The 17,980-nt window shown below is 75.5% G+C and carries 19 protein-coding genes and 3 tRNA genes; 9 read left to right on the top strand and 13 right to left on the bottom strand.

The features are described 5' to 3' along the window. Positions 1-235: 235 nt before the first annotated feature. The 3 genes from BJP59_RS05340 to BJP59_RS05330 all read right to left on the bottom strand — a co-directional run bounded on the left by BJP59_RS05340 (position 236) and on the right by BJP59_RS05330 (position 995). Positions 236-308 (bottom strand) — tRNA-Lys (locus tag BJP59_RS05340). A gap of 125 nt (positions 309-433) precedes the next feature. After that, positions 434-509: transfer RNA gene (locus tag BJP59_RS05335), tRNA-Lys, on the bottom strand. A 105-nt stretch (positions 510-614) separates the two neighbouring features. Then, positions 615-995 carry a GroES family chaperonin gene (locus tag BJP59_RS05330; RefSeq protein ID WP_389304070.1) on the bottom strand — a complete coding sequence of 127 codons (381 nt, stop codon included), beginning with the start codon at positions 993-995 and terminating at the stop codon, positions 615-617. A gap of 73 nt (positions 996-1,068) precedes the next feature. On the opposite strand from BJP59_RS05330, the gene bcp reads away from it, so the two are divergent. Both bcp and BJP59_RS05320 read left to right on the top strand, forming a co-directional pair. Continuing rightward, a complete protein-coding gene (bcp, locus tag BJP59_RS05325) occupies positions 1,069-1,545 on the top strand; it encodes a thioredoxin-dependent thiol peroxidase (protein WP_021482400.1) in 477 nt (158 codons plus the stop codon). A 94-nt stretch (positions 1,546-1,639) separates the two neighbouring features. Next, positions 1,640-1,721, top strand: a tRNA-Leu gene (locus tag BJP59_RS05320). 258 nt (positions 1,722-1,979) lie between these two features. On the opposite strand, the gene trxA is transcribed toward BJP59_RS05320, so the two are convergent. Then, on the bottom strand, positions 1,980-2,363 hold the full coding sequence (gene trxA / locus BJP59_RS05315; RefSeq protein ID WP_021482401.1) for a thioredoxin: 384 nt from the start codon (positions 2,361-2,363) through the stop codon (positions 1,980-1,982). A gap of 113 nt (positions 2,364-2,476) precedes the next feature. Here trxA and BJP59_RS05310 point away from each other — a divergent pair, with 113 nt between their 5' ends. From BJP59_RS05310 to BJP59_RS05290, 5 genes are all read left to right on the top strand, one after another. Further along, complete coding sequence (locus BJP59_RS05310; protein ID WP_194522406.1) at positions 2,477-3,961, top strand: MFS transporter; 1,485 nt, start codon at positions 2,477-2,479, stop codon at positions 3,959-3,961. Continuing rightward, entirely contained in the window at positions 3,927-5,552 is a 1,626-nt protein-coding gene (locus BJP59_RS05305) for a pyridoxal phosphate-dependent decarboxylase family protein (RefSeq protein WP_336244607.1), read from the top strand. Before BJP59_RS05310 ends, BJP59_RS05305 begins: the two co-directional genes overlap by 35 nt. 71 nt (positions 5,553-5,623) lie before the next feature. Continuing rightward, complete coding sequence (locus BJP59_RS05300) at positions 5,624-6,193, top strand: NUDIX hydrolase family protein (RefSeq protein WP_009863909.1); 570 nt, start codon at positions 5,624-5,626, stop codon at positions 6,191-6,193. Beyond that, on the top strand, positions 6,190-6,852 hold the full coding sequence (locus BJP59_RS05295; protein ID WP_194522405.1) for a Pr6Pr family membrane protein: 663 nt from the start codon (positions 6,190-6,192) through the stop codon (positions 6,850-6,852). Before BJP59_RS05300 ends, BJP59_RS05295 begins: the two co-directional genes overlap by 4 nt. A gap of 145 nt (positions 6,853-6,997) precedes the next feature. Further along, a complete protein-coding gene (locus BJP59_RS05290; RefSeq protein WP_194522404.1) occupies positions 6,998-7,540 on the top strand; it encodes a flavodoxin domain-containing protein in 543 nt (180 codons plus the stop codon). A 66-nt stretch (positions 7,541-7,606) separates the two neighbouring features. Here the strand turns inward: BJP59_RS05290 and BJP59_RS05285 are convergent, their stop codons facing one another. After that, positions 7,607-9,238 (bottom strand): ABC-F family ATP-binding cassette domain-containing protein, encoded by a 1,632-nt coding sequence (locus tag BJP59_RS05285; protein ID WP_194522403.1) that lies wholly within the window; start codon positions 9,236-9,238, stop codon positions 7,607-7,609. A gap of 132 nt (positions 9,239-9,370) precedes the next feature. Here BJP59_RS05285 and BJP59_RS05280 point away from each other — a divergent pair, with 132 nt between their 5' ends. Then, entirely contained in the window at positions 9,371-9,820 is a 450-nt protein-coding gene (locus tag BJP59_RS05280) for a DUF3054 domain-containing protein (protein WP_081896078.1), read from the top strand. Here the strand turns inward: BJP59_RS05280 and rdgB are convergent. From rdgB to clpS, 6 genes are all read right to left on the bottom strand, one after another. Beyond that, on the bottom strand, positions 9,809-10,495 hold the full coding sequence (gene rdgB / locus BJP59_RS05275) for an RdgB/HAM1 family non-canonical purine NTP pyrophosphatase (protein WP_061268533.1): 687 nt from the start codon (positions 10,493-10,495) through the stop codon (positions 9,809-9,811). The two genes, BJP59_RS05280 and rdgB, sit on opposite strands and share 12 nt — an antisense overlap. Continuing rightward, positions 10,492-11,262: a ribonuclease PH gene (rph, locus tag BJP59_RS05270; protein WP_043652567.1), complete on the bottom strand. Its 771-nt coding sequence runs from the start codon at positions 11,260-11,262 to the stop codon at positions 10,492-10,494. Before rph ends, rdgB begins: the two co-directional genes overlap by 4 nt. 95 nt (positions 11,263-11,357) lie before the next feature. After that, positions 11,358-12,188 carry an MBL fold metallo-hydrolase gene (locus BJP59_RS05265; RefSeq protein WP_194522402.1) on the bottom strand — a complete coding sequence of 277 codons (831 nt, stop codon included), beginning with the start codon at positions 12,186-12,188 and terminating at the stop codon, positions 11,358-11,360. Beyond that, positions 12,188-12,991: a glutamate racemase gene (gene murI, locus BJP59_RS05260; protein ID WP_031316087.1), complete on the bottom strand. Its 804-nt coding sequence runs from the start codon at positions 12,989-12,991 to the stop codon at positions 12,188-12,190. Before murI ends, BJP59_RS05265 begins: the two co-directional genes overlap by 1 nt. 88 nt (positions 12,992-13,079) lie before the next feature. Further along, a complete protein-coding gene (locus BJP59_RS05255) occupies positions 13,080-13,763 on the bottom strand; it encodes a DUF2017 family protein (RefSeq protein WP_194522401.1) in 684 nt (227 codons plus the stop codon). Continuing rightward, positions 13,760-14,047 (bottom strand): ATP-dependent Clp protease adapter ClpS, encoded by a 288-nt coding sequence (gene clpS / locus BJP59_RS05250; protein ID WP_206154435.1) that lies wholly within the window; start codon positions 14,045-14,047, stop codon positions 13,760-13,762. Before clpS ends, BJP59_RS05255 begins: the two co-directional genes overlap by 4 nt. 113 nt (positions 14,048-14,160) lie before the next feature. Between clpS and BJP59_RS05245 the strand changes: the two genes are divergently transcribed. Further along, positions 14,161-15,591 carry a nicotinate phosphoribosyltransferase gene (locus BJP59_RS05245; protein ID WP_194522400.1) on the top strand — a complete coding sequence of 477 codons (1,431 nt, stop codon included), beginning with the start codon at positions 14,161-14,163 and terminating at the stop codon, positions 15,589-15,591. A 67-nt stretch (positions 15,592-15,658) separates the two neighbouring features. On the opposite strand, the gene BJP59_RS05240 is transcribed toward BJP59_RS05245, so the two are convergent. After that, positions 15,659-17,512: a DEAD/DEAH box helicase gene (locus tag BJP59_RS05240; RefSeq protein ID WP_194227675.1), complete on the bottom strand. Its 1,854-nt coding sequence runs from the start codon at positions 17,510-17,512 to the stop codon at positions 15,659-15,661. Further along, positions 17,509-17,844, bottom strand: coding sequence for a DUF3039 domain-containing protein (locus tag BJP59_RS05235; protein ID WP_021482851.1), 336 nt, complete (start codon positions 17,842-17,844; stop codon positions 17,509-17,511). Before BJP59_RS05235 ends, BJP59_RS05240 begins: the two co-directional genes overlap by 4 nt. Between the last annotated feature and the right edge of the window lie 136 nt (positions 17,845-17,980).

Here is a 17,980-nt window from a genome sequence, read left to right as displayed (position 1 = left end):
TGGTTCCCTTCCGTGGCGAACGGGTCGACGGGCGACGCTGCCGAGCGGCGACGACGCCCGCACCGGACCCTTCCCGGCGGGGGTGAACGGGAGGTCGGTGCCGGGCGAACTCCGGCGAAACGGACGGCGACGGTTGCGGCGGGCGACCGGCACGGGTGGAGCGGGAGGGCGGATCGCCCGGGCGGCGGACGACGAAGGCCGCCCACCCGGAGGTGGACGGCCTGGTCAGGAAGGGTGCGCCATCAGGGACTCGAACCCCGAACCCGCTGATTAAGAGTCAGCTGCTCTGCCAATTGAGCTAATGGCGCGCGAGAGGGAACACTACCAGCGGCCAGGACCGCCGATCTCCGCGAGGAGACCGGGCCCGCCCGCCGCGCCGGCTCTCGACCGGCACGGCTCGGGCCGCCCGCCATGCGGACGGCCCGATCGGTGGTGGTGCGCCATCAGGGACTCGAACCCCGAACCCGCTGATTAAGAGTCAGCTGCTCTGCCAATTGAGCTAATGGCGCGCGAGAGAAAACACTAGCAGCCGCGGGCGCGCCGGGAAAATCCGTTCCGCCCGCCCTCGTGTGACGTCGGCGACACGGCCCGGCGAGCCCGCGCAGCGGCCTCGGCTAGAGGTACAGCCCCGTCGGGCCGTCCTCCTCGACCTCCTGCGAGACGGCGTGCACGTCACGCTCGCGCAGCAGCACGAGGTCCTTGCCGCCGAGCTCGACCTCGGCGCGCTCGTCCGGGTCGAACAGCACGCGGTCCCCCACCGCGACCTGTCGCACGTGCTCACCGGCCGCGACGACGACGGCCCACGCGAGCCGCTTCGGGCCCACCGCCGTCGCGGGGATGACGAGCCCCGCCGAGCTCTGCCGCTCGCTCGCGTCGACCTCCGGGTCCACGAGCAGGCGGTCGTGCAGCATCCGGATCGGGAGGTCGCGCGCCGCCGTCCGGGACGGCGACGGGCGGGACGAGGCGGTGGCGGGGGCGGACGTCGTCTTGCTCACAGCGACAACGCTACCGGTGCCGCCCACCCTCACCTACGCTCGAACCACACCTTGGCCGGACCGAAGGAGATCCATGTCCACGCGCCTCACCGTCGGCGACACCGCTCCCGACTTCTCCCTGCCCGCCGCCGACGGCAGCACCGTCACGCTCTCCGACCTGCGCGGCAAGCACGTCGTCGTCTACTTTTACCCCGCCGCCGGCACGCCCGGCTGCACGACGGAGGCCTGCGACTTCCGCGACAACCTCGCCTCGCTCCAGGGCGCGGGGTACTCGGTCGTCGGCGTCTCCCCCGACCCGGTCGACAAGATCGCCGCGTTCGTCGAGGCCGAGCACCTGACCTTCCCGCTCGTGTCGGACGAGGACAGGTCCGTCCTCGAGGCGTACGGCGCGTGGGGCGAGAAGAAGCTCTACGGCAAGACGGTCGTGGGCGTCATCCGCTCGACGGTCGTCGTCGACCCGGAGGGCAAGGTCGAGCTCGCGCAGTACAACGTCAAGGCCACGGGCCACGTCGCGAAGCTCCGTCGCGACCTCGGCATCGACCCGAAGTAGCGCGCCCGGGCGGCGCGGTCCTGGCCCGGTGCGCGTCGAGCGACGCGCACCGGCCGCCGGGGCGGCGCCGCCCGCGCCGTAGACTGACCACCGCGCGCGAGTGGCGTAACTGGCAGCCGCGCCAGGTTTAGGTCCTGGTGTCCTCGGACGTGCGGGTTCGAGTCCCGCCTCGCGCACCGTTCCCGCCCTGCCGGAGTCCCTGTCGTGACGGCGCGGCAGCCGTCGCTGGATTCACCCGCACCCCATCTGGACGACCGTCCAGTTCGGTGTCTACCGTGGTGGCAGAGCCGGTGCCCGCACCACTTGCCCCCTGCCGGTACGGGCACCGGCTCCACACCTGCCACGCGGCGCCTGCGCGCGTGACGGCCTGCGACAGAGACGACGACGGCCCGGCACCCTCCGAGGGTGCCGGGCCGTCGTGGTGTCGTGCAGGCTCAGGCGTCCTGCGCCGGGGAGCCGTCGCTCGCCGCGGCGATCTGACGACGCACGTCCTCCATGTCGAGGCCCTTCACGGCGTCGACGACCTGCTTGAGCGCCGGGGCCGGGAGCGCGCCGGGCTGGGAGAACACGAGGATGCCCTCGCGGAACGCCATGAGCGTCGGGATCGACGTGATGTTGGCGGCGGCGGCCAGGCCGCGCTCGGCCTCCGTGTCGATCTTGCCGTGCACGACGTCCGGGTTCTCCTCCGACGACGCCTCGAAGACGGGCGCGAACATCTTGCACGGACCGCACCAGTCGGCCCAGAAGTCGACCAGGACGATGTCGTTCTCCTTGATCGTCTGCTCGAACGTGGACTCGGTGAGCGTCTGCGTGGCCATGGATGTTCCTCCTGGGGGCTTGGGGGTCTGCTACGTAGAGCACACACCTTGCCCGGAGTATTCCCCGCGCACGACCGCGCAGGCCCGGCCCGCGCACCCTCTACTCTGCCCCTGTGACGCACGACACCACCGCGCACCGGCTCTCGCGCACCACGATCGCGGGCTACGCCGCCGGGTCCGTCGGCACCGGCGGGTTCGGCACCCTCCCCGGCCTGGTCCTGCTCGTGTACCTCACCGACGCGCTCGCGGTGCCCGCGGCGGTCGCCGGGCTCATCGTCACGGGCGCCAAGGTGTGGGACGTCGTCGTCGACCCGTTCATCGGCTACGGGTCGGACCGCGACCTGGCCCGCACCGGGTCGCGCCGTCGCTTCATGACCCTCGGCGCTCTGACGCTGCCCGTCCTCTTCGCGCTGACGTTCGCCGTCCCGGCGGCCGCGGGGCCGACCGCCGCCGCGATCTGGGTGCTCGTCGCGTTCCTGCTCGCCGCGACGGCGTTCTCGCTGTTCCAGGTGCCGTACATCGCGCTCCCCGCGGAGCTCGACCCCACGTACGACGGCCGCACCCGACTGCTCGCGTGGCGCGTCGCGACGCTCGCGTTCGCGATCCTCCTGTTCGGCGCGGGCGGACCGGCGCTGCGCGGAGGCGGGGACTCGACGTCGGGGTACCTCGTCATGGGCGTCGTGTCGGGTGTCGTCATCGGCGCCGGGATGCTCGTGGCCGCGCGGGTCGCGCCGCGCGCACCCCGCGGTGCCGGCACGCCCGCTCCCCCGGCGGGCGCGACCACCGCCTCGGCCGGAGCGACCACCGCCTCACCCGACACCACCACGGGCTCGACGGCGCCGGCCTCGGCGTCGCGCGCCTGGACCCTCGCCGTGCGCGAGGCGGTCGACGCCCTGCGCCGCTCGCACCCGTTCCGCACGCTGCTCGCCGCGTTCGTGCTCCAGGCCGTCGCGACGGGGCTCATGCTCGCCGGGGCGGCGTACGTCGCGCGGTACGTGCTGCGCGACGAGGCGGCCGTCAGCTACCTCTTCGCGGCGCTCGTCGCGCCCGCGCTGCTCTGCATGCCGCTGTGGACCCGGCTCGCGCGCCGCGACGGCAAGGAGCGCGGGTTCGTCGTCGCGACCGTGCTCTTCGCGGTCGCCGCGCTCGGGATGGTCCCGCTCGTGTGGGCGCCGGGCGCGTGGGTCTACGTCCCCACCGCGCTCGCCGGCGTCGCGTACGCGGGCATGCAGGCGCTGCCGCTCGCGATGCTCCCCGACGCCATCGCGCACGACGCGCGGACGCACGGCGAGGGCCGCGGCGGCGCCTTCGGCGGCGTGTGGACGGCGGGCGAGACGACGGGCATGGCGCTCGGCGCCGCGGTGCTCTCGCTCGTCCTGGGGATCACCGGGTACGTGTCCACGCGGGCGGGCGAGACGGTCGCGCAGCCGGCCGCCGCGGTGAACGGGATCGCGCTCTCCTTCTCGGTCGTGCCCGCCGCGCTCGTCCTGCTGAGCCTCGTCCCGCTCGTGCGATACGGTCTGCGCAGGGGGGACATCGACGACACAGCACCGGAGCTGCCGCGTGACCACGCCCCGACCGACCGAGCCCGTGACTGACGCGGGATCGACCGCCCCCGGCGCCCTGCCGCGGCCCGCCGACGCGGTGCCGCTGCGCACCGACGGGATCCTGGACCGGCTCGCCTCGCTCCGGGCGGCCGACGCCCCGACGCACGGCGGACGCGTCCTGTCCTACGTCTACGACCCCGGTCTCGCCGAGCTCGACGAGCTCGCCGCCGCCGCCGCGCGGGCCGTCCAGCCGGTCAACGGGCTCGACCCCACGACGTTCACGTCGGTCGCCGTCATGGAGGGCGAGCTCCTCGGGTTCGCGCGCACGATGCTGCACGGCCCGGCCGACGGGCCCGACGCCGTCGTGGGCTCGGTGACGTCCGGCGGGACGGAGAGCTGCCTGCTCGCGGTGAAGATCGCGCGCGAGGGGTTCCGCGCCGAGCACCCGGACGTGCGGCCCCGCGTCGTGGCCCCCGTGAGCGTGCACGCGGCGTTCCGCAAGGCCGCGCAGCACCTCGACGTGGACCTCACGCTCGTCCCTGTCGACCCGGCCACGGGGACGCCCGCCGCCGCCGACCTCGTCGCGGCGCTCGACGCCGACGACGTCGCGCTCGTCGTCGTGTCCGCGCCGTCGTACCCGCACGGCGTCGTCGACCCGGTCTCCGAGGTGGCCGCGGCCGCCGCCGCGCGCGGCGTGCCCGTGCACGTGGACGCGTGCGTCGGCGGCTGGGTGCTGCCGTTCTGGGCCGCGGCCGGGGGCGAGGACGTGCCGCCGTTCGACTTCTCGGTGCCGGGCGTGACGAGCATCTCGGCGGACGTGCACAAGTACGGCTACGCGCCCAAGGGCGCGTCCGTCCTGCTCGTCCGCGGGCGCGACCGCCAGCGCCGGCAGTTCTTCGCGACGACGGGCTGGCCGGGGTACCCGGTCGTCAACCCCACGCTGTCCGGGTCGCGCTCCGCCGCGCCCCTCGCCGCCGCGTGGGCCGTGAGCCAGGCCCTCGGCACCGCGGGATACACGGCGCTCACCGCGCGGTGCGTGCGCGCGACGTACGCCCTGCGCGCGGCGGTGGACGCGATCGACGGGCTCCGCGTCGTCGGCCGCCCCACCGGCCCGCTCGTCGCCGTCGCGACCGACGAGTCCGTGCCGCCCGAGCGGCGCGTCGACCCGCACCTGTGGGCGGACGCCGTCCGGTCCCTCGGGTGGGTGCTCCAGCCGCAGCCCGGGCTCGTCCAGGACGACGGCACGCGCCTGCCGCACACGACCCACCTCACCGTCACGCCTGTCACCGAAGCCGGTCTCGACGGCCTCGTCGCGGCGCTCGGCGCGGGCGCCGACGCCGTCCGCGGCGCCGGGCGCCCCGACGTGAGCGGGGTGCTCGCCGCGCTCGCCGGTGCGTTCGCGCCGGGAGCCGCCCCCACCGCCGACGAGATGTGGGGCGCGCTCGTCGGGGTACTCGCCGCGGAAGACCGCGGGCCCGCGGCCGAGGACGCGCCGAGCCCGCGCGGCTCGGTCCTCCCCGACCGCCTCGCCCCGCTCATGGCCCTCATGGAGGCGCTGCCCGGACCGGTCGCGGAGCAGGCGCTCGTCGAGATCGTGGCGCGCGTCTCCGAGCCGCACGCCGAGGCGCCCGGCACCGCGTGACGGTCGCACGACCGGGCAGCGGCGCCCGGGGCGGACTCGCCCCGCCGCACCGCTCGGGGTAGAACAGTCGCGTGACCGACACCGCCGACTTCCCGCCCGACGACTTCTCCCACGACAACCCGCGACCCGCGGGCTGGCTCAGCGCCGAGGAGATCGCGGTCGCGCGCGCCCAGCTCCCGCTCGTCTACGTCGACGCCGTCCCCGTGCGGGTCGACGACTCGGGCGACGTCGTCGCGGTCGGCCTCCTGCTGCGCGTGACGCCCGAGGGCATGATGACGCGGGCCCTCGTCTCCGGGCGGGTCATGTTCCACGAGCGCATCCGCGACGCGCTGCTGCGCCACATCGAGAAGGACCTCGGCCCGGTCGCGCTGCCGCAGGTTCCCGCGTCCCCGCAGCCCTTCACGGTCGCCGAGTACTTCCCGACGCCGGGCATCACGTCCTACCACGACCCCCGCCAGCACGCGGTCTCGCTCGCGTACGTCGTGCCGGTGACGGGCGACTGCCGGCCGCAGCAGAACGCCCTCGAGCTCGCGTGGCTCACGCCCGAGCAGGCGTGCAGCGACGAGGTCCAGCTCGAGATGCGCGGCGGCCAGGGGGTGCTGCTGCGCCAGGCGATGGCGTACGTCGGTCGCCTCCCGTGACCGACGCGCCGCGCGTCCGGACCGACGCGGGCCGGCACGTCGTGGCCCGCACCCTGCACGCGCTCGTCGCCGTCGCGGCGCTCACGGGCGTCGTCCTGGAGGTCGCGATCGCGCTCGTCGACGGTCCCGGCACGGCCCCGAGCCAGGCCGAGCGCCTCGTGCGCCTGTTCTCCTACTTCACGATCCAGTCGAACCTGCTCGTCGGGGTCGTCTCCGTCCTGCTCGCGGCGCGACCCGCGCGCGACGGGACCGTCTTCCGCGTCGCGCGCCTCGACGCGCTGCTGTGCATCGCGGTGACCGGGATCGTCTACAACACGGTGCTGCGCGGTCTGCAGGACCTGACGAGCGCCGGCCAGGTCTCGAACCTCCTGCTGCACCTCGTCGCACCGCTGCTCGCGGTAGCCGCGTGGGGACTCGTGGGCCCGCGCCCGCGGGTCGACGCCGCGACGGTCTGGTGGTCCGTCGCGTACCCGCTCGCGTGGATCGCGTACACGTTCGTCCGGGGCGCCGTCGTCGGCTGGTACCCCTACCCGTTCCTCGACGTGGGCGAGCTCGGCCTCGGCCGGGCGCTCCTCAACACCGCCGTCGTGGCCGTCGTCTTCCTCGCCCTCGCGTGGCTCGTGCGCCTCGTCGACTCCCGCCTGCGCCCCGCACCCTGACCCTGTCGCGCTCCGGCCGGGCGCCCGGGACCAAGGGCCCGCACGCTCGTTCCCGTCGGCCCTGGGCGCCGCGCCCTCGGAGCCGGACGCTGGAGGGAGGGGACCCGTCCGGTCCGGACGGGCGGTCGACGAAGGGGTGAGCGCGATGGACGCCGCAGTGGTCTACGAGTCGATGTACGGCAACAGCGAGCGCGTCGCGCAGGCCATCGCGGAGGGTCTGTGCGAGACGGTGCGCGTCGAGGTCGTCGACGTGACCGACCCGGCCGCCCACCCGGACGCCCTGCGCCACGTGCAGCTGGTGGTCGCCGGCGGCCCGACCCACGCCCTGGGCATGACGCGCCCCGCGACCCGCGCCGAGGCGGTGCAGCGCGCGACGGGCCCGGTCTCCGACCGGGCGACCGGGCTGCGCGAGTGGGTGGAGTCCCTCCCGCCGCAGGACGAGGAGCGGCTCGCCGCGACGTTCGACACGCGCGCGACGAAGGTCCGCTCGCTCCCGGGCTCGGCGGCCCGCGGCGCCGCCAGGGCGATGCGCCGCGCGGGGTTCCGGCTCGTCGTCCCGTCCGCGTCGTTCTACGTCGGCGACGTCGAGGGACCCCTGGACGACGGCGAGCTCGACCGGGCGCGCGCGTGGGGTCGCGCGCTGGGCAAGGTGCTCGTCCCGGCGGAGAGCCCGGCCGAGGGCCGCTGACCAGCCGGGCCCGCCCGCCCCCTGGCCACGACGCTCCGGCCGGTCCGGCGCTGAGGGCGCTGCGGGTCAGCCGAGCTCGAGCCGGGGCCAGTCGTCGAGGTCCTCGCGCATGCGGCGGTCGTGCGTCGCCACGACGACCGCCGCGGGCGTGACGCGCAGCGCCTGGGTGAGCTCGTCGACGAGGTCGATCGACAGGTGGTTGGTCGGCTCGTCGAGCACGAGCACGTGCGGCGCCGCGAGGAGCGCGCGGGCGAGGTCGAACCGCCGGCGCTGCCCCGCGGACAGCTCGCGCAGCGGCCGCTCCAGGTCCTCCTCCGTGAGCAGGCCCAGGAACGCGACGGGGACGAGGTGCTCCGGGTCGAGGCGGCCCGCGTCGAGCAGGTCGAGCGCCTCGCGCGCGTACTCGTCGAACCCGGTGCGGTCCTCCGCCTCCGGGGGAAGCGCCGGGCCCTCCTGTGCGACGACGCCCAGGCGCGCGCCGTCGACCACGGACCGCGTGCCGCGGTCGAGGGGCACCAGGCCCGCGAGCGCGGCGAGGAACGTCGACTTGCCGCTGCCGTTCGGCCCGGTCACGAGCAGGCGCCCCGAGGGCGGGAGCGCGACCCGGGTCCCCGGCAGGTCGAGGCGCGCGCCGCCGTCGGGCCCGACGCGCGGGCTGCGCAGCTCGAGCACCGGGTCGCCCGGCTCCCAGCCCGGCGACATCGCGGGGAGCTCGGGGAACACGAGCTGGAGCGGCGGCACGGGCACCTCGACGGCCTCGGCCTCGAGCTGCTGGAGGCGCCGGTCCGCGGCCTTGACGTGGATCCGGGCGCGCGTCGCGCGGCGGTGCTTCTGGCTGCCCTTGGGCGGGCGCCACTCGTCGGACAGCCCCTCGTACGACGCGTCGAGGACCGCCGCGAGCTTCTCCGCGCGCTTCTGCTCCGCCCGGAACCGCTGCCGCCAGCGGTGCAGCGCCTGGTTCTTCGCGAACCGGTAGGAGAGGTAGCCCGGCTGCCCGTACAGCACCGGCTTCCCGTCCATCGCCGGGTCGAGGTCGAGGATCTCGGTCGCGACGTCGTCGAGCAGCTGGCGGTCGTGCGTGACCATCACCACGCCGCCGCGCCACGCGACGAGCTCGCCGGTGAGGAAGTCGATCCCGCCGGTGTCGAGGTGGTTGGTCGGCTCGTCGAGGAGGAGCAGGTCGGCGCGTTCGGCCAGCCGGCACGCGAGCCGCACGCGGTAGCGCTCGCCGACGGACAGGGTCGCGAGCTCGCGGTCCCGGTCGCGGCACGCGCCGAGGCGCGAGAGCGCGACGTCGACCCGGCGGTCCGCGTCCCACACGGCGAGGTGCTCGGCGCGGGCGAGGATCTCCGTGAGCTCGGCGAGGTCGCCCGCCTCGTGGTCGAAGTCCCGGGCCGCCGCCTCGAGCTCGGCGGCGACCGCCCGCAGCCCGCTCAGCGTCGCGGCGACGAGCGTGCCGACCGTCTGGCCCGGCGCGATGGCGAGCTCCTGCTCGACGAGCGCGAGCGAGCCCGCGCGGCGCACCTCCCCGCGGGCGGGCGCGAGGTCGCCGGAGAGCACGTGCAGGAGCGTCGACTTGCCCGTGCCGTTCTCCCCCACGACCCCGAGCCGCGTCCCCGCGGCGACGCGCAGCCCGACCCCGTCGAGGACGGGGCGTCCGGGGTAGGCGAAGGCGAGGTCGTCGGCGGCGAGGTGCACGGGGACCACCCTATGTTCCAGGGGAGCGACCTTCCGCGTCCCGGGATCGGCCCCGCGCGTCCCCGGACCGCCCCCCTGGTACCGGTCCGGGCCGTGCGGGGACGGTCTCGCGGGCGGGGTACCGTCGGGAGCATGACCGACCTCGCGCCTACCGGACCGCGCCCTCGTCGCCCCGGGCTCGTCGTGCTCGCCGCGCTGGCCGACGTCGCGTGCGTCCTCGCGCTCGCGACCGGCGGCCTCGCGACGCACTCCGCCGACGAGGGCCTGACGCGGCTGCTCGTCGTGGCGTGGCCGTTCGCCGCGGGCGCCGCGCTGGGCTGGCTCGTCACGCGCGCGTGGCGCCGCCCGTGGGCCCTGTGGCCGACGGGCGTCGTGGTCTGGGGCTGCACGTGGGCGCTGGGCGTCCTGCTGCGCGTGCTCACCGACCAGGGCGTGGCCCCGGCGTTCCAGCTCGTGTCGTTCGGGTTCCTCGCGGTGACGATGCTCGGCTGGCGCGGCGTGGTCGCGCTCGTCGGCGTCCTGCGGCCGGGCGACCGCCGACGCCGCGAGCGCGAGCTCGCCGGCCGCCCCCTACCGCGCTGAGAGCGCCGCGACGACGTCCGGCGCGAGAGCGCGGAACGCCTTGCCGCGGTGGCTGATCGCGTTCTTCTCCGCCGGGCTCAGCTCGGCCGCGGAGCGGGCCGTCCCCGCACCGGGCTGCTCGTCCGGCAGGAGGATCGGGTCGTAGCCGAACCCGTTCGCGCCGCGCGGCGCGGTGAGCAGGGTCCCGCGCATCTCCCCCGTCCGCACGACCTCGGTGCCGTCGGGCGTGACGAGCGCCGCCGCGCACACGAAACCGGCCGCGCGGTGCTCGGCACGCACGTCGCCGAGCTGCGCGAGCAGGAGCTCGAGGTTGGCGACGTCGTCGCCGTGCCGCCCGGCCCAGCGCGCCGAGAAGATCCCGGGTGCGCCGCCCAGCACGTCGACGGCGAGACCGGAGTCGTCCGCGACGGCCGGCAGCCCGGTGGCCGCGACAAGGGCGCGCGCCTTGATGAGCGCGTTCTCGGCGAACGTCACGCCGTCCTCGACGGGCTCGGGCGCGCCGACGTCGCCCGCGCCGACGATCGCCTCGGGCGCGAGCTCGAGCCCCGGGTGCGCGTCGAGCTCGGCCGCGAGGATCGCGCGCAGCTCGGCGATCTTGCCCGGGTTGTGCGTCGCGAGGACGAGTCGCGCGCCGTCGGGCACGACGACGCCGGTCGCCTCGGGCGTGCCGCTCACCGCGGGTCCGCCGCGAGCGCCGCGCGCTGGATCGCCGTGAGGTCGGCGGTGCCGGCCACCGCGAGGTCGAGCAGCGCGTCGAGCTCGGCGCGGTCGAACGGGGCGTGCTCCGCGGTGCCCTGCACCTCGACGAACGTCCCGGAGCCCGTGACGACGACGTTCATGTCCGTCTCGGCACGGACGTCCTCGACGTACGGGAGGTCGAGCATGGGCGTGCCGTCGATGATCCCGACGCTCACGGCCGCGACGGAGTCGGTCAGCACGGGCTTGCCGCCCTTGATGTGGCCGTGCCGCTGGCCCCACGCGACGGCGTCGGCGAGCGCGACGTAGGCGCCCGTGATCGCGGCGGTGCGCGTGCCGCCGTCGGCCTGGAGGACGTCGCAGTCGAGCACGATCGTGTTCTCGCCGAGCGCGGAGACGTCGATGATGGCGCGCAGGGACCGGCCGATGAGGCGGGAGATCTCGTGCGTGCGCCCGCCGATCTTGCCCTTGACCGACTCGCGCTGGCTGCGCTCGTTCGTCGCGCGCGGCAGCATCGCGTACTCGGCGGTGACCCAGCCCTCGCCCGACCCCTTGCGCCAGCGCGGCACGCCCTCGGTGAACGACGCCGCGCACAGCACGCGCGTGCGGCCGAACTCGACGAGCACGCTGCCCTCGGCCTGGTCGAGCCAGTGGCGGGTGATGGTCACGGGGCGGAGCTGGTCGGGCGTGCGGCCGTCGGCGCGGAGGGGCGCGGCCGTGCCCGGAGACGAGGAGGGGATGGTCATGCCGCCACCCTACCGACCCCCGGCCCACCGCTGAGCGCGGTGGATGGTCGCATCTTCCGGGGCGGCCGACGGCGGCTCGTCCCCGCGCTCAGCGGTCAGAGGTCGAAGACCGCGCCCGTCGTGGCGACGTCGACCGGGCCGGTGTACGTCTCGCGCGCCTCGGCGCGCGAGCGCTCGGGGTCGTTCCACGCGGGCAGGTGCGTGAGCACGAGCCGGCGCGCGCGGGCCGCGGTCGCGACCTCGCCCGCGCGCCGCCCCGTGAGGTGGATGCCCCGCTCCACGCCGTCGTCGCGGCCCTCGTGGAACGCCGCCTCCGACAGGAGCAGGTCGGCGTCGCGCGCGAGCTCGACCACGCCGTCGCACGCGTCCGTGTCCCCCGTGTACGCGAGGACGGCGCTCTCCCCCGGGCGCAGCGTCGACGGCCCGGTGACGCGCACCCCGTACGCCTCGACCGGGTGGAACACGCGGTACGGCTCGAGGACGAGCGGGCCGACCCGGACCGGCGCGCCCGGCTCCCACGCGCGCACCTCGAGCTCCTCCGTCACGCCGTCACCCGGCTCCGCGCCGTACGCCGCCTCGATGCGGGCGGCCGTGCCCGCCGGGCCCAGCACCGTGAGCCGGCTCGGCACGCCCGTGCGGGTCGAGCCGCGCACCGGGTGGTAGCGCAGGTAGACGTACAGTCCGCACACGTCGACGAAGTGGTCGGGGTGCAGGTGGGACAGGCCGACGGCGTCGACGTCGAGCGGGTCGACGAACCGCTGCAGCGCACCCAGCGACCCGTTGCCCAGGTCCAGCACGACGTTCCAGTCGCGCGCCTCGAACCCCGCGGCCGCGGCCTCCGCGGCCGGGACCTGGACGAGGTACGACGACGCGGGCGACGCCGGGCCGGCGAACGACCCCGAGCACCCGACCGTGACGAGACGCATCAGGCCGCCTCCACGCTCAGCACCTCGGGGCCGAGGAACCGGCGCGCGAGGTGCTCGAACGGCTCCGCGCTCCCCGTCGCGAGGAACCGGTGCCGCGGCGGCCCCGCGTCGCGCGAGCGCTCGAGGTCGTGCGCGACGAGCGTGCGGTACACGTCCTTCGCGGTCTCCTCCGCGCTCGACACGAGCGTGACCTCGTCGCCCATGACGTACGAGATCGCGCCCGTCAGCAGCGGGTAGTGCGTGCACCCGAGCACGAGCGTGTCCACGCCCGCGGCCTTCACCGGGTCCAGGTAGCGGTGCGCGACCTCCAGCACCTCGGGGCCCGACGTCACGCCCTGCTCGACCAGCGGCACGAACTCGGGGCACGCCTGCGTCGTCAGGGTCAGGCCCGGGGTCACGGCGAACGCGTCCTCGTACGAGCGCGACGTGATCGTGGCCCGCGTCCCGATGACGCCGATGCGGCCCGACCGCGTCGCGGCCACGGCCCGGCGTGCCGCCGGGAGGATCACCTCGACGACCGGGAGCCCGTGGCGCTGCGTGTACCGCTCGCGCGCGTCGCGCAGCACCGCGGACGACGCGGAGTTGCACGCGATGACGAGCATCTTCACGCCGTCGTCGACGAGCTGGTCCATGATCGCCAGCGCCATCGCCCGGACCGCCGCGAGCGGCTTCGGCCCGTACGGGCTGTTCGCGGTGTCCCCGATGTAGAGGAGGGCCTCGTTGGGGAGCTGGTCGAGGATCGAGCGTGCCACGGTCAGGCCACCCACGCCCGAGTCGAAGATCCCGATGGGAGCGTCGTTCACCCGGCCGAGCCTACTGTCGCCGCCCCGCGCCAGGCGCCCCGAACCACGCGCACGCCGCTGTGGCAGCGCCCACAGGTCCCCGCCACGCTCAGCCCCGCGGCCCGGGGCGCGGACCGCCCCGCCCCGCCCGCAGGTCCGCGAGCATGCCGTCGACGAGCGACTCCTGGAGCAGCCCCGTGAGGAGGAACACGCTCACGAGGAAGCGGCGCGGCGCACCCCCGACCTCGCCGTCGTCCGGGCCGTCGTCGCCCTCCCGGTCCAGCTCGTCGTACAGGCCCTCGACCTGCTCGTCCGTGCGCAGGTCCAGGCGCTCGGCCAGGACGAGGCGCACGTCGGTCAGGGCGCCCGCGACGTCCTGCGCCTCCTCGCGCCCGACGACGAACGGCGCCGCCTCGGCCGGCTCGGAGTCCACGAGCATCCGGCCGAGCAGCACCAGCCGGCCCACCTTGCGCGCCGCGAGGTCGTCCTGCGTGAAGCGTCGGAACTCGTGCGCCACCTCGACGTCGTCCGACGCGTCCGGGAGCAGACGGCGCACGGCCGGGTCCGGCGGCGGCGTCGCGTCCGACCCGCCCCCACCGGGCGTCGGGCCCGTCCAGCCCGGGGGCGACCACGCGTCGTCGGGCGCGGACCGGCCCGGCGCGTCCGACGCCCGCCCGGGGACGCCCTCCTGGAGCATCTGCGCGACGTCGCCCGCGAGCTGCGCCAGCACGATCCGCTCCGACGGCTCGAGCTCGGCGACGTACCCGTGCGCCTCCGCGCGGAACGGCCTCACTGCTCGCCGTCCTTCTGGAGCGTCGCCCACAGCCCGAACGAGTGCATCGCCTGCACGTCGACCTCCATGCGCTCGCGGTCGCCCGTGGACACGACGGCCCGCCCCTCCTGGTGCACCTGCATCATCAGCTCGTGGGCGCGCGCGGTGGAGTACCCGAAGTACGACTCGAACACGTACGCGACGTAGCTCATGAGGTTGACCGGGTCGTTCCACACGAGGGTGACCCACGGGCTGTCGAGCCGGGTCGCCTCCTCGGTGCGGACCGCCTCCTCGGGCACGGTCAGGGAGGCCCGCGCGGCAGCGGGGCGGGTGAAGATCGGGTGGGGTCTCACGTCACCACTCTATTCGCGGGCCTGTCGGCGCCCACCGCGGCGGTCGCTGCCCTACGGTATTCCGCATGAGCCTCGCCGACCCGGGCAGCGTCGCCCTCCCCGCGACCGACAGCGCTGCCCCCTCCGCCTCGCCGACGCAGCGGCCGTCGTACCAGCCGACGTACCAGCCCGGTGCGTCGACCGCGCTCCTCACCGACCGCTACGAGCTGACGATGCTCCAGGCGGCGCTCGCCGACGGCACCGCGGGGCGGCACTGCCTCTTCGAGGTCTTCACGCGCCGCCTCCCGCCGGGTCGGCGGTACGGCGTCCTCGCCGGGACCGGGCGGGTCCTGGAGGCGCTGTCGTCGTTCCGCTTCTCCGCCGCCGAGCTCGACTGGCTGCACGCGCAGTCCGTCGTCGACGACCGCACCCTCGAGTTCCTCGCCGGCTACCGCTTCACCGGGACGATCACCGGGTACCCCGAGGGCGAGGTCTTCTTCCCCCAGTCGCCGGTGATGACGGTCGAGGGCACGTTCGCCGAGGCGGTGCTGCTCGAGACCCTCGTCCTGTCGATCCTCAACTACGACTCGGCCGTCGCGTCCGCCGCGTCCCGCATGACGAGCGCCGCCGTCGAGCGCCCGTGCCTCGAGATGGGGGCGCGGCGCGCGCACGAGCAGGCGGCCGTCGCCGCGGCGCGGGCCGCCGTCGTCGGCGGGTTCGCCGGGACGTCGAACCTCGAGGCGGGCCGCCGGTACGGCCTCGAGACCATCGGCACCGCCGCGCACGCCTTCACGCTCCTGCACGACGACGAGAAGTCCGCCTTCGCGTCGCAGGTCGCGTCCCTCGGACCCGGCACCACGCTGCTCGTCGACACCTACGACGTGCGCCGCGGCGTCGAGAACGCCGTCGAGGCGGCCGGCGGCCGCCTCGGCGCCGTGCGGCTCGACTCCGGCGACCTCGGCGTCCTCGCCGTCGAGGTGCGCCGCCAGCTCGACGCCCTCGGCGCGCACGACACGAAGATCACCGTGACCTCCGACCTCGACGAGTACGCCATCGCGTCGCTCGCCGCCGCGCCCGTCGACTCCTACGGCGTCGGCACGTCCCTGGTCACCGGCTCCGGCGCCCCCACGTGCGGCATGGTCTACAAGCTCGTCGCCCGCGCCGACTCCAGCGGCGTGCTCCAGCCCGTCGCGAAGGCGTCCACCGCCAAGACGAGCACGGGCGGCCGCAAGTGCGCCGCCCGCCGCTACGACGCCGACGGACGCGCGGTCGAGGAGGTCGTCGTCACGGGTGCCGACCTCGCCGTGCAGGAGTGGGAGCCCGACGACGGCGACCTGCGCCGGCTCCAGGTGCCCCTCGTCGTGGACGGCGCCGTCGACTCGCGCTGGGTCGGGTCGTACGGCGTGGAGAACGCCGCGCACCGCCACCGCGAGGCCCGCGCCGAGCTGCCCCGCGGCGCGCGCCGCCTCTCCGCCGGCGACCCGGCGATCCCGACGGTCGTGCACACGCTGTCCTGACTCCCCTGACCGGGCCGCGACCCGGTCGCGGCCGGGCGTGCGCGCCCGGCCGCCGGGGCCGCGCGGGCTACCGCTTCCCGACGAACCAGCCGCGCACCGTCGCGACCCGGGCGTCGAGCTGCTCGACCGTCGCGAGCGGGACCTCGGGCCCGCCGCAGCGGCGCCGGAGCTCGGTGTGCACCGACCCGTGCGGCTGCCCGCTGCGGCGCGACCACGCCGAGACGAGCTGCTGGAGCTCCTTGCGGAGCTCCGCGGCGCGCCGGTGGTCCATCTCGGCCCGCTCGCGCTCCGCAGACTGCGTGGTGCGCGAGCGCGCGCTCATCTGGTCGGCCTGCCGCTGGCGCAGCAGGGTCGTGACCTGGTCCGCGTCGAGCAGACCGGGCAGCCCGAGGAAGTCGAGCTCCTCGTCGGAGCCGACGTCCGCGCCCGTGCCGAACTCGCCGCCGTCGAACAGCACGCGGTCGAACGACGCCTGGGCCTCGAGCGCCTCGAACGAGCCCTGGACGAGCTCGCCCGACGCCTTGTCCTCGCGGTTCGCCTCGGCGAGCAGCGCGTCCTCGGGGTTGAACCCCTCCCCCTGCTCCTCCGCCGTGAGCGGCCGGTCCAGCGCGTGGTCGCGCTCGATCTCGAGCCCGTTCGCGAGCTCGAGCAGGTGCGGCACGCTGGGCAGGAACACCGACGCCGTCTCGCCGCGCTTGCGGGCACGCACGAACCGTCCGACGGCCTGCGCGAAGAACAGCGGCGTCGCGGTCGAGGTCGCGTACACGCCCACCGCGAGCCGCGGGACGTCGACGCCCTCCGACACCATGCGGACGGCGACCATCCAGCGCGCGTCGCCGTCGGAGAACTCCTCGATGCGGCTGCTCGCGCCGTCGTCGTCCGAGAGGACGACCGTCGGCGACTTCCCGGTGATGCGCGCGAGGTGGCCCGCGTACGCACGCGCGTCCGTCTGGTCGGTCGCGATGACGAGGCCGCCCGCGTCGGGGATCGCCCGCCGGACCTCGGTCAGCCGCTTGTCCGCGGCCGCGAGGACCGACGGGATCCACTCGCCGTTCGGGTCCAGCGCGGTGCGCCACGCCTGGCCCGTCATGTCCTTGGTGAGCGCCTCGCCGAGACGCGCGCTCACCTCGTCGCCGGCCTTCGTGCGCCAGCGCATGTTGCCCGAGTAGGACAGGAACAGCACCGGCCGCACGACGTGGTCGCGCAGCGCGTCGCCGTACCCGTACGTGTAGTCGGCGCGCGACCGCCGGATGCCGTCGGGGCCGCGCTCGTACTCGACGAACGGGATGGCCGCGGTGTCCGAGCGGAAGGGCGTGCCCGTGAGCGCGAGGCGCCGGGTCGCGTCCTCGAACGCCTCGCGCACCGCATCGCCCCACGACAGCGCGTCGCCGCCGTGGTGCACCTCGTCGAGGATGACGAGCGTGCGGTCGGCCGTCGTGCGCGCCGCGTGCAGCGCCGGCTTGGCGGCGATCTGCGCGTAGGTGAGCGCGACGCCGTCGTAGTGCGCGCCGTGCCGGCCCTGGCTGTTGCGGAAGTTCGGGTCGATCCGGATGCCGACGCGCGCCGCGGCGTCGGCCCACTGGTGCTTGAGGTGCTCGGTGGGGGCGACGACGGTCACGCGCCGCACCACGCCCTGCTCCAGGAGCTCGGTCGCGACACGGAGCGCGAACGTCGTCTTGCCCGCGCCGGGCGTCGCGACGGCGAGGAAGTCGCGCGGCGAGCGCGTGCGGTACAGCTCGAGCGCCTCTGCCTGCCAGGCGCGCAGCTTGGACGCCGAGCCCCACGGGGCGCGCCGCGGGAACGCCGGCGAGAGGTGCGACGCCGCCGCGGACGACGGGCTCTGAGGCGCCGGCGGCGAGGTCCTGCTACGGGAGTCGGGGGCGGAGTGACCGGTGGACGTCGTGTGGTGCTCCGCGCTCACTTGCCGGAGTCACCCTCGCCGTCCTGCGGGTCTCGCAGTCCCTCGTAGATCTCCTTGCACGTGGGGCACACAGGGAACTTGTTCGGGTCACGGCCGGGAACCCAGACCTTGCCGCACAGCGCGATCACCGGCTTGCCGGAGAGCGCCGACTGCATGATCTTCTCCTTGCGCACGTAGTGCGCGAAGCGTTCGTGGTCGCCGGGCTCGGTCTGCTCGCGCGTCTCCTCGCGCTCGAGCACCCCGGTCGACGTGCCGGTCGTCGGCTCGGTCGCAGGAGTCCGGAACGGGTCCTCGGGACCCCCGGGTGGCGTGCTCGCGCGGAGTTCGATCATGGAGTGAAGTCTACGTCGCGACGCCCACACGTCGGGCGGCCGTCGCCGCGGCCGGTCCGCGCGCCGTGCGACACCCGCCGCGCGGACCACGGGCCGCGGGGACGGGAGACGACGAAGCCCGCCGACGCACGGTCCA

This window comes from Cellulosimicrobium sp. JZ28 (genome assembly GCF_015327065.1).
GTDB classification, from domain to species: domain Bacteria; phylum Actinomycetota; class Actinomycetes; order Actinomycetales; family Cellulomonadaceae; genus Cellulosimicrobium; species Cellulosimicrobium funkei.
Note: the sequence above shows the minus strand (reverse complement) of the source record. Positions and strands in the feature narration are given on the sequence as shown.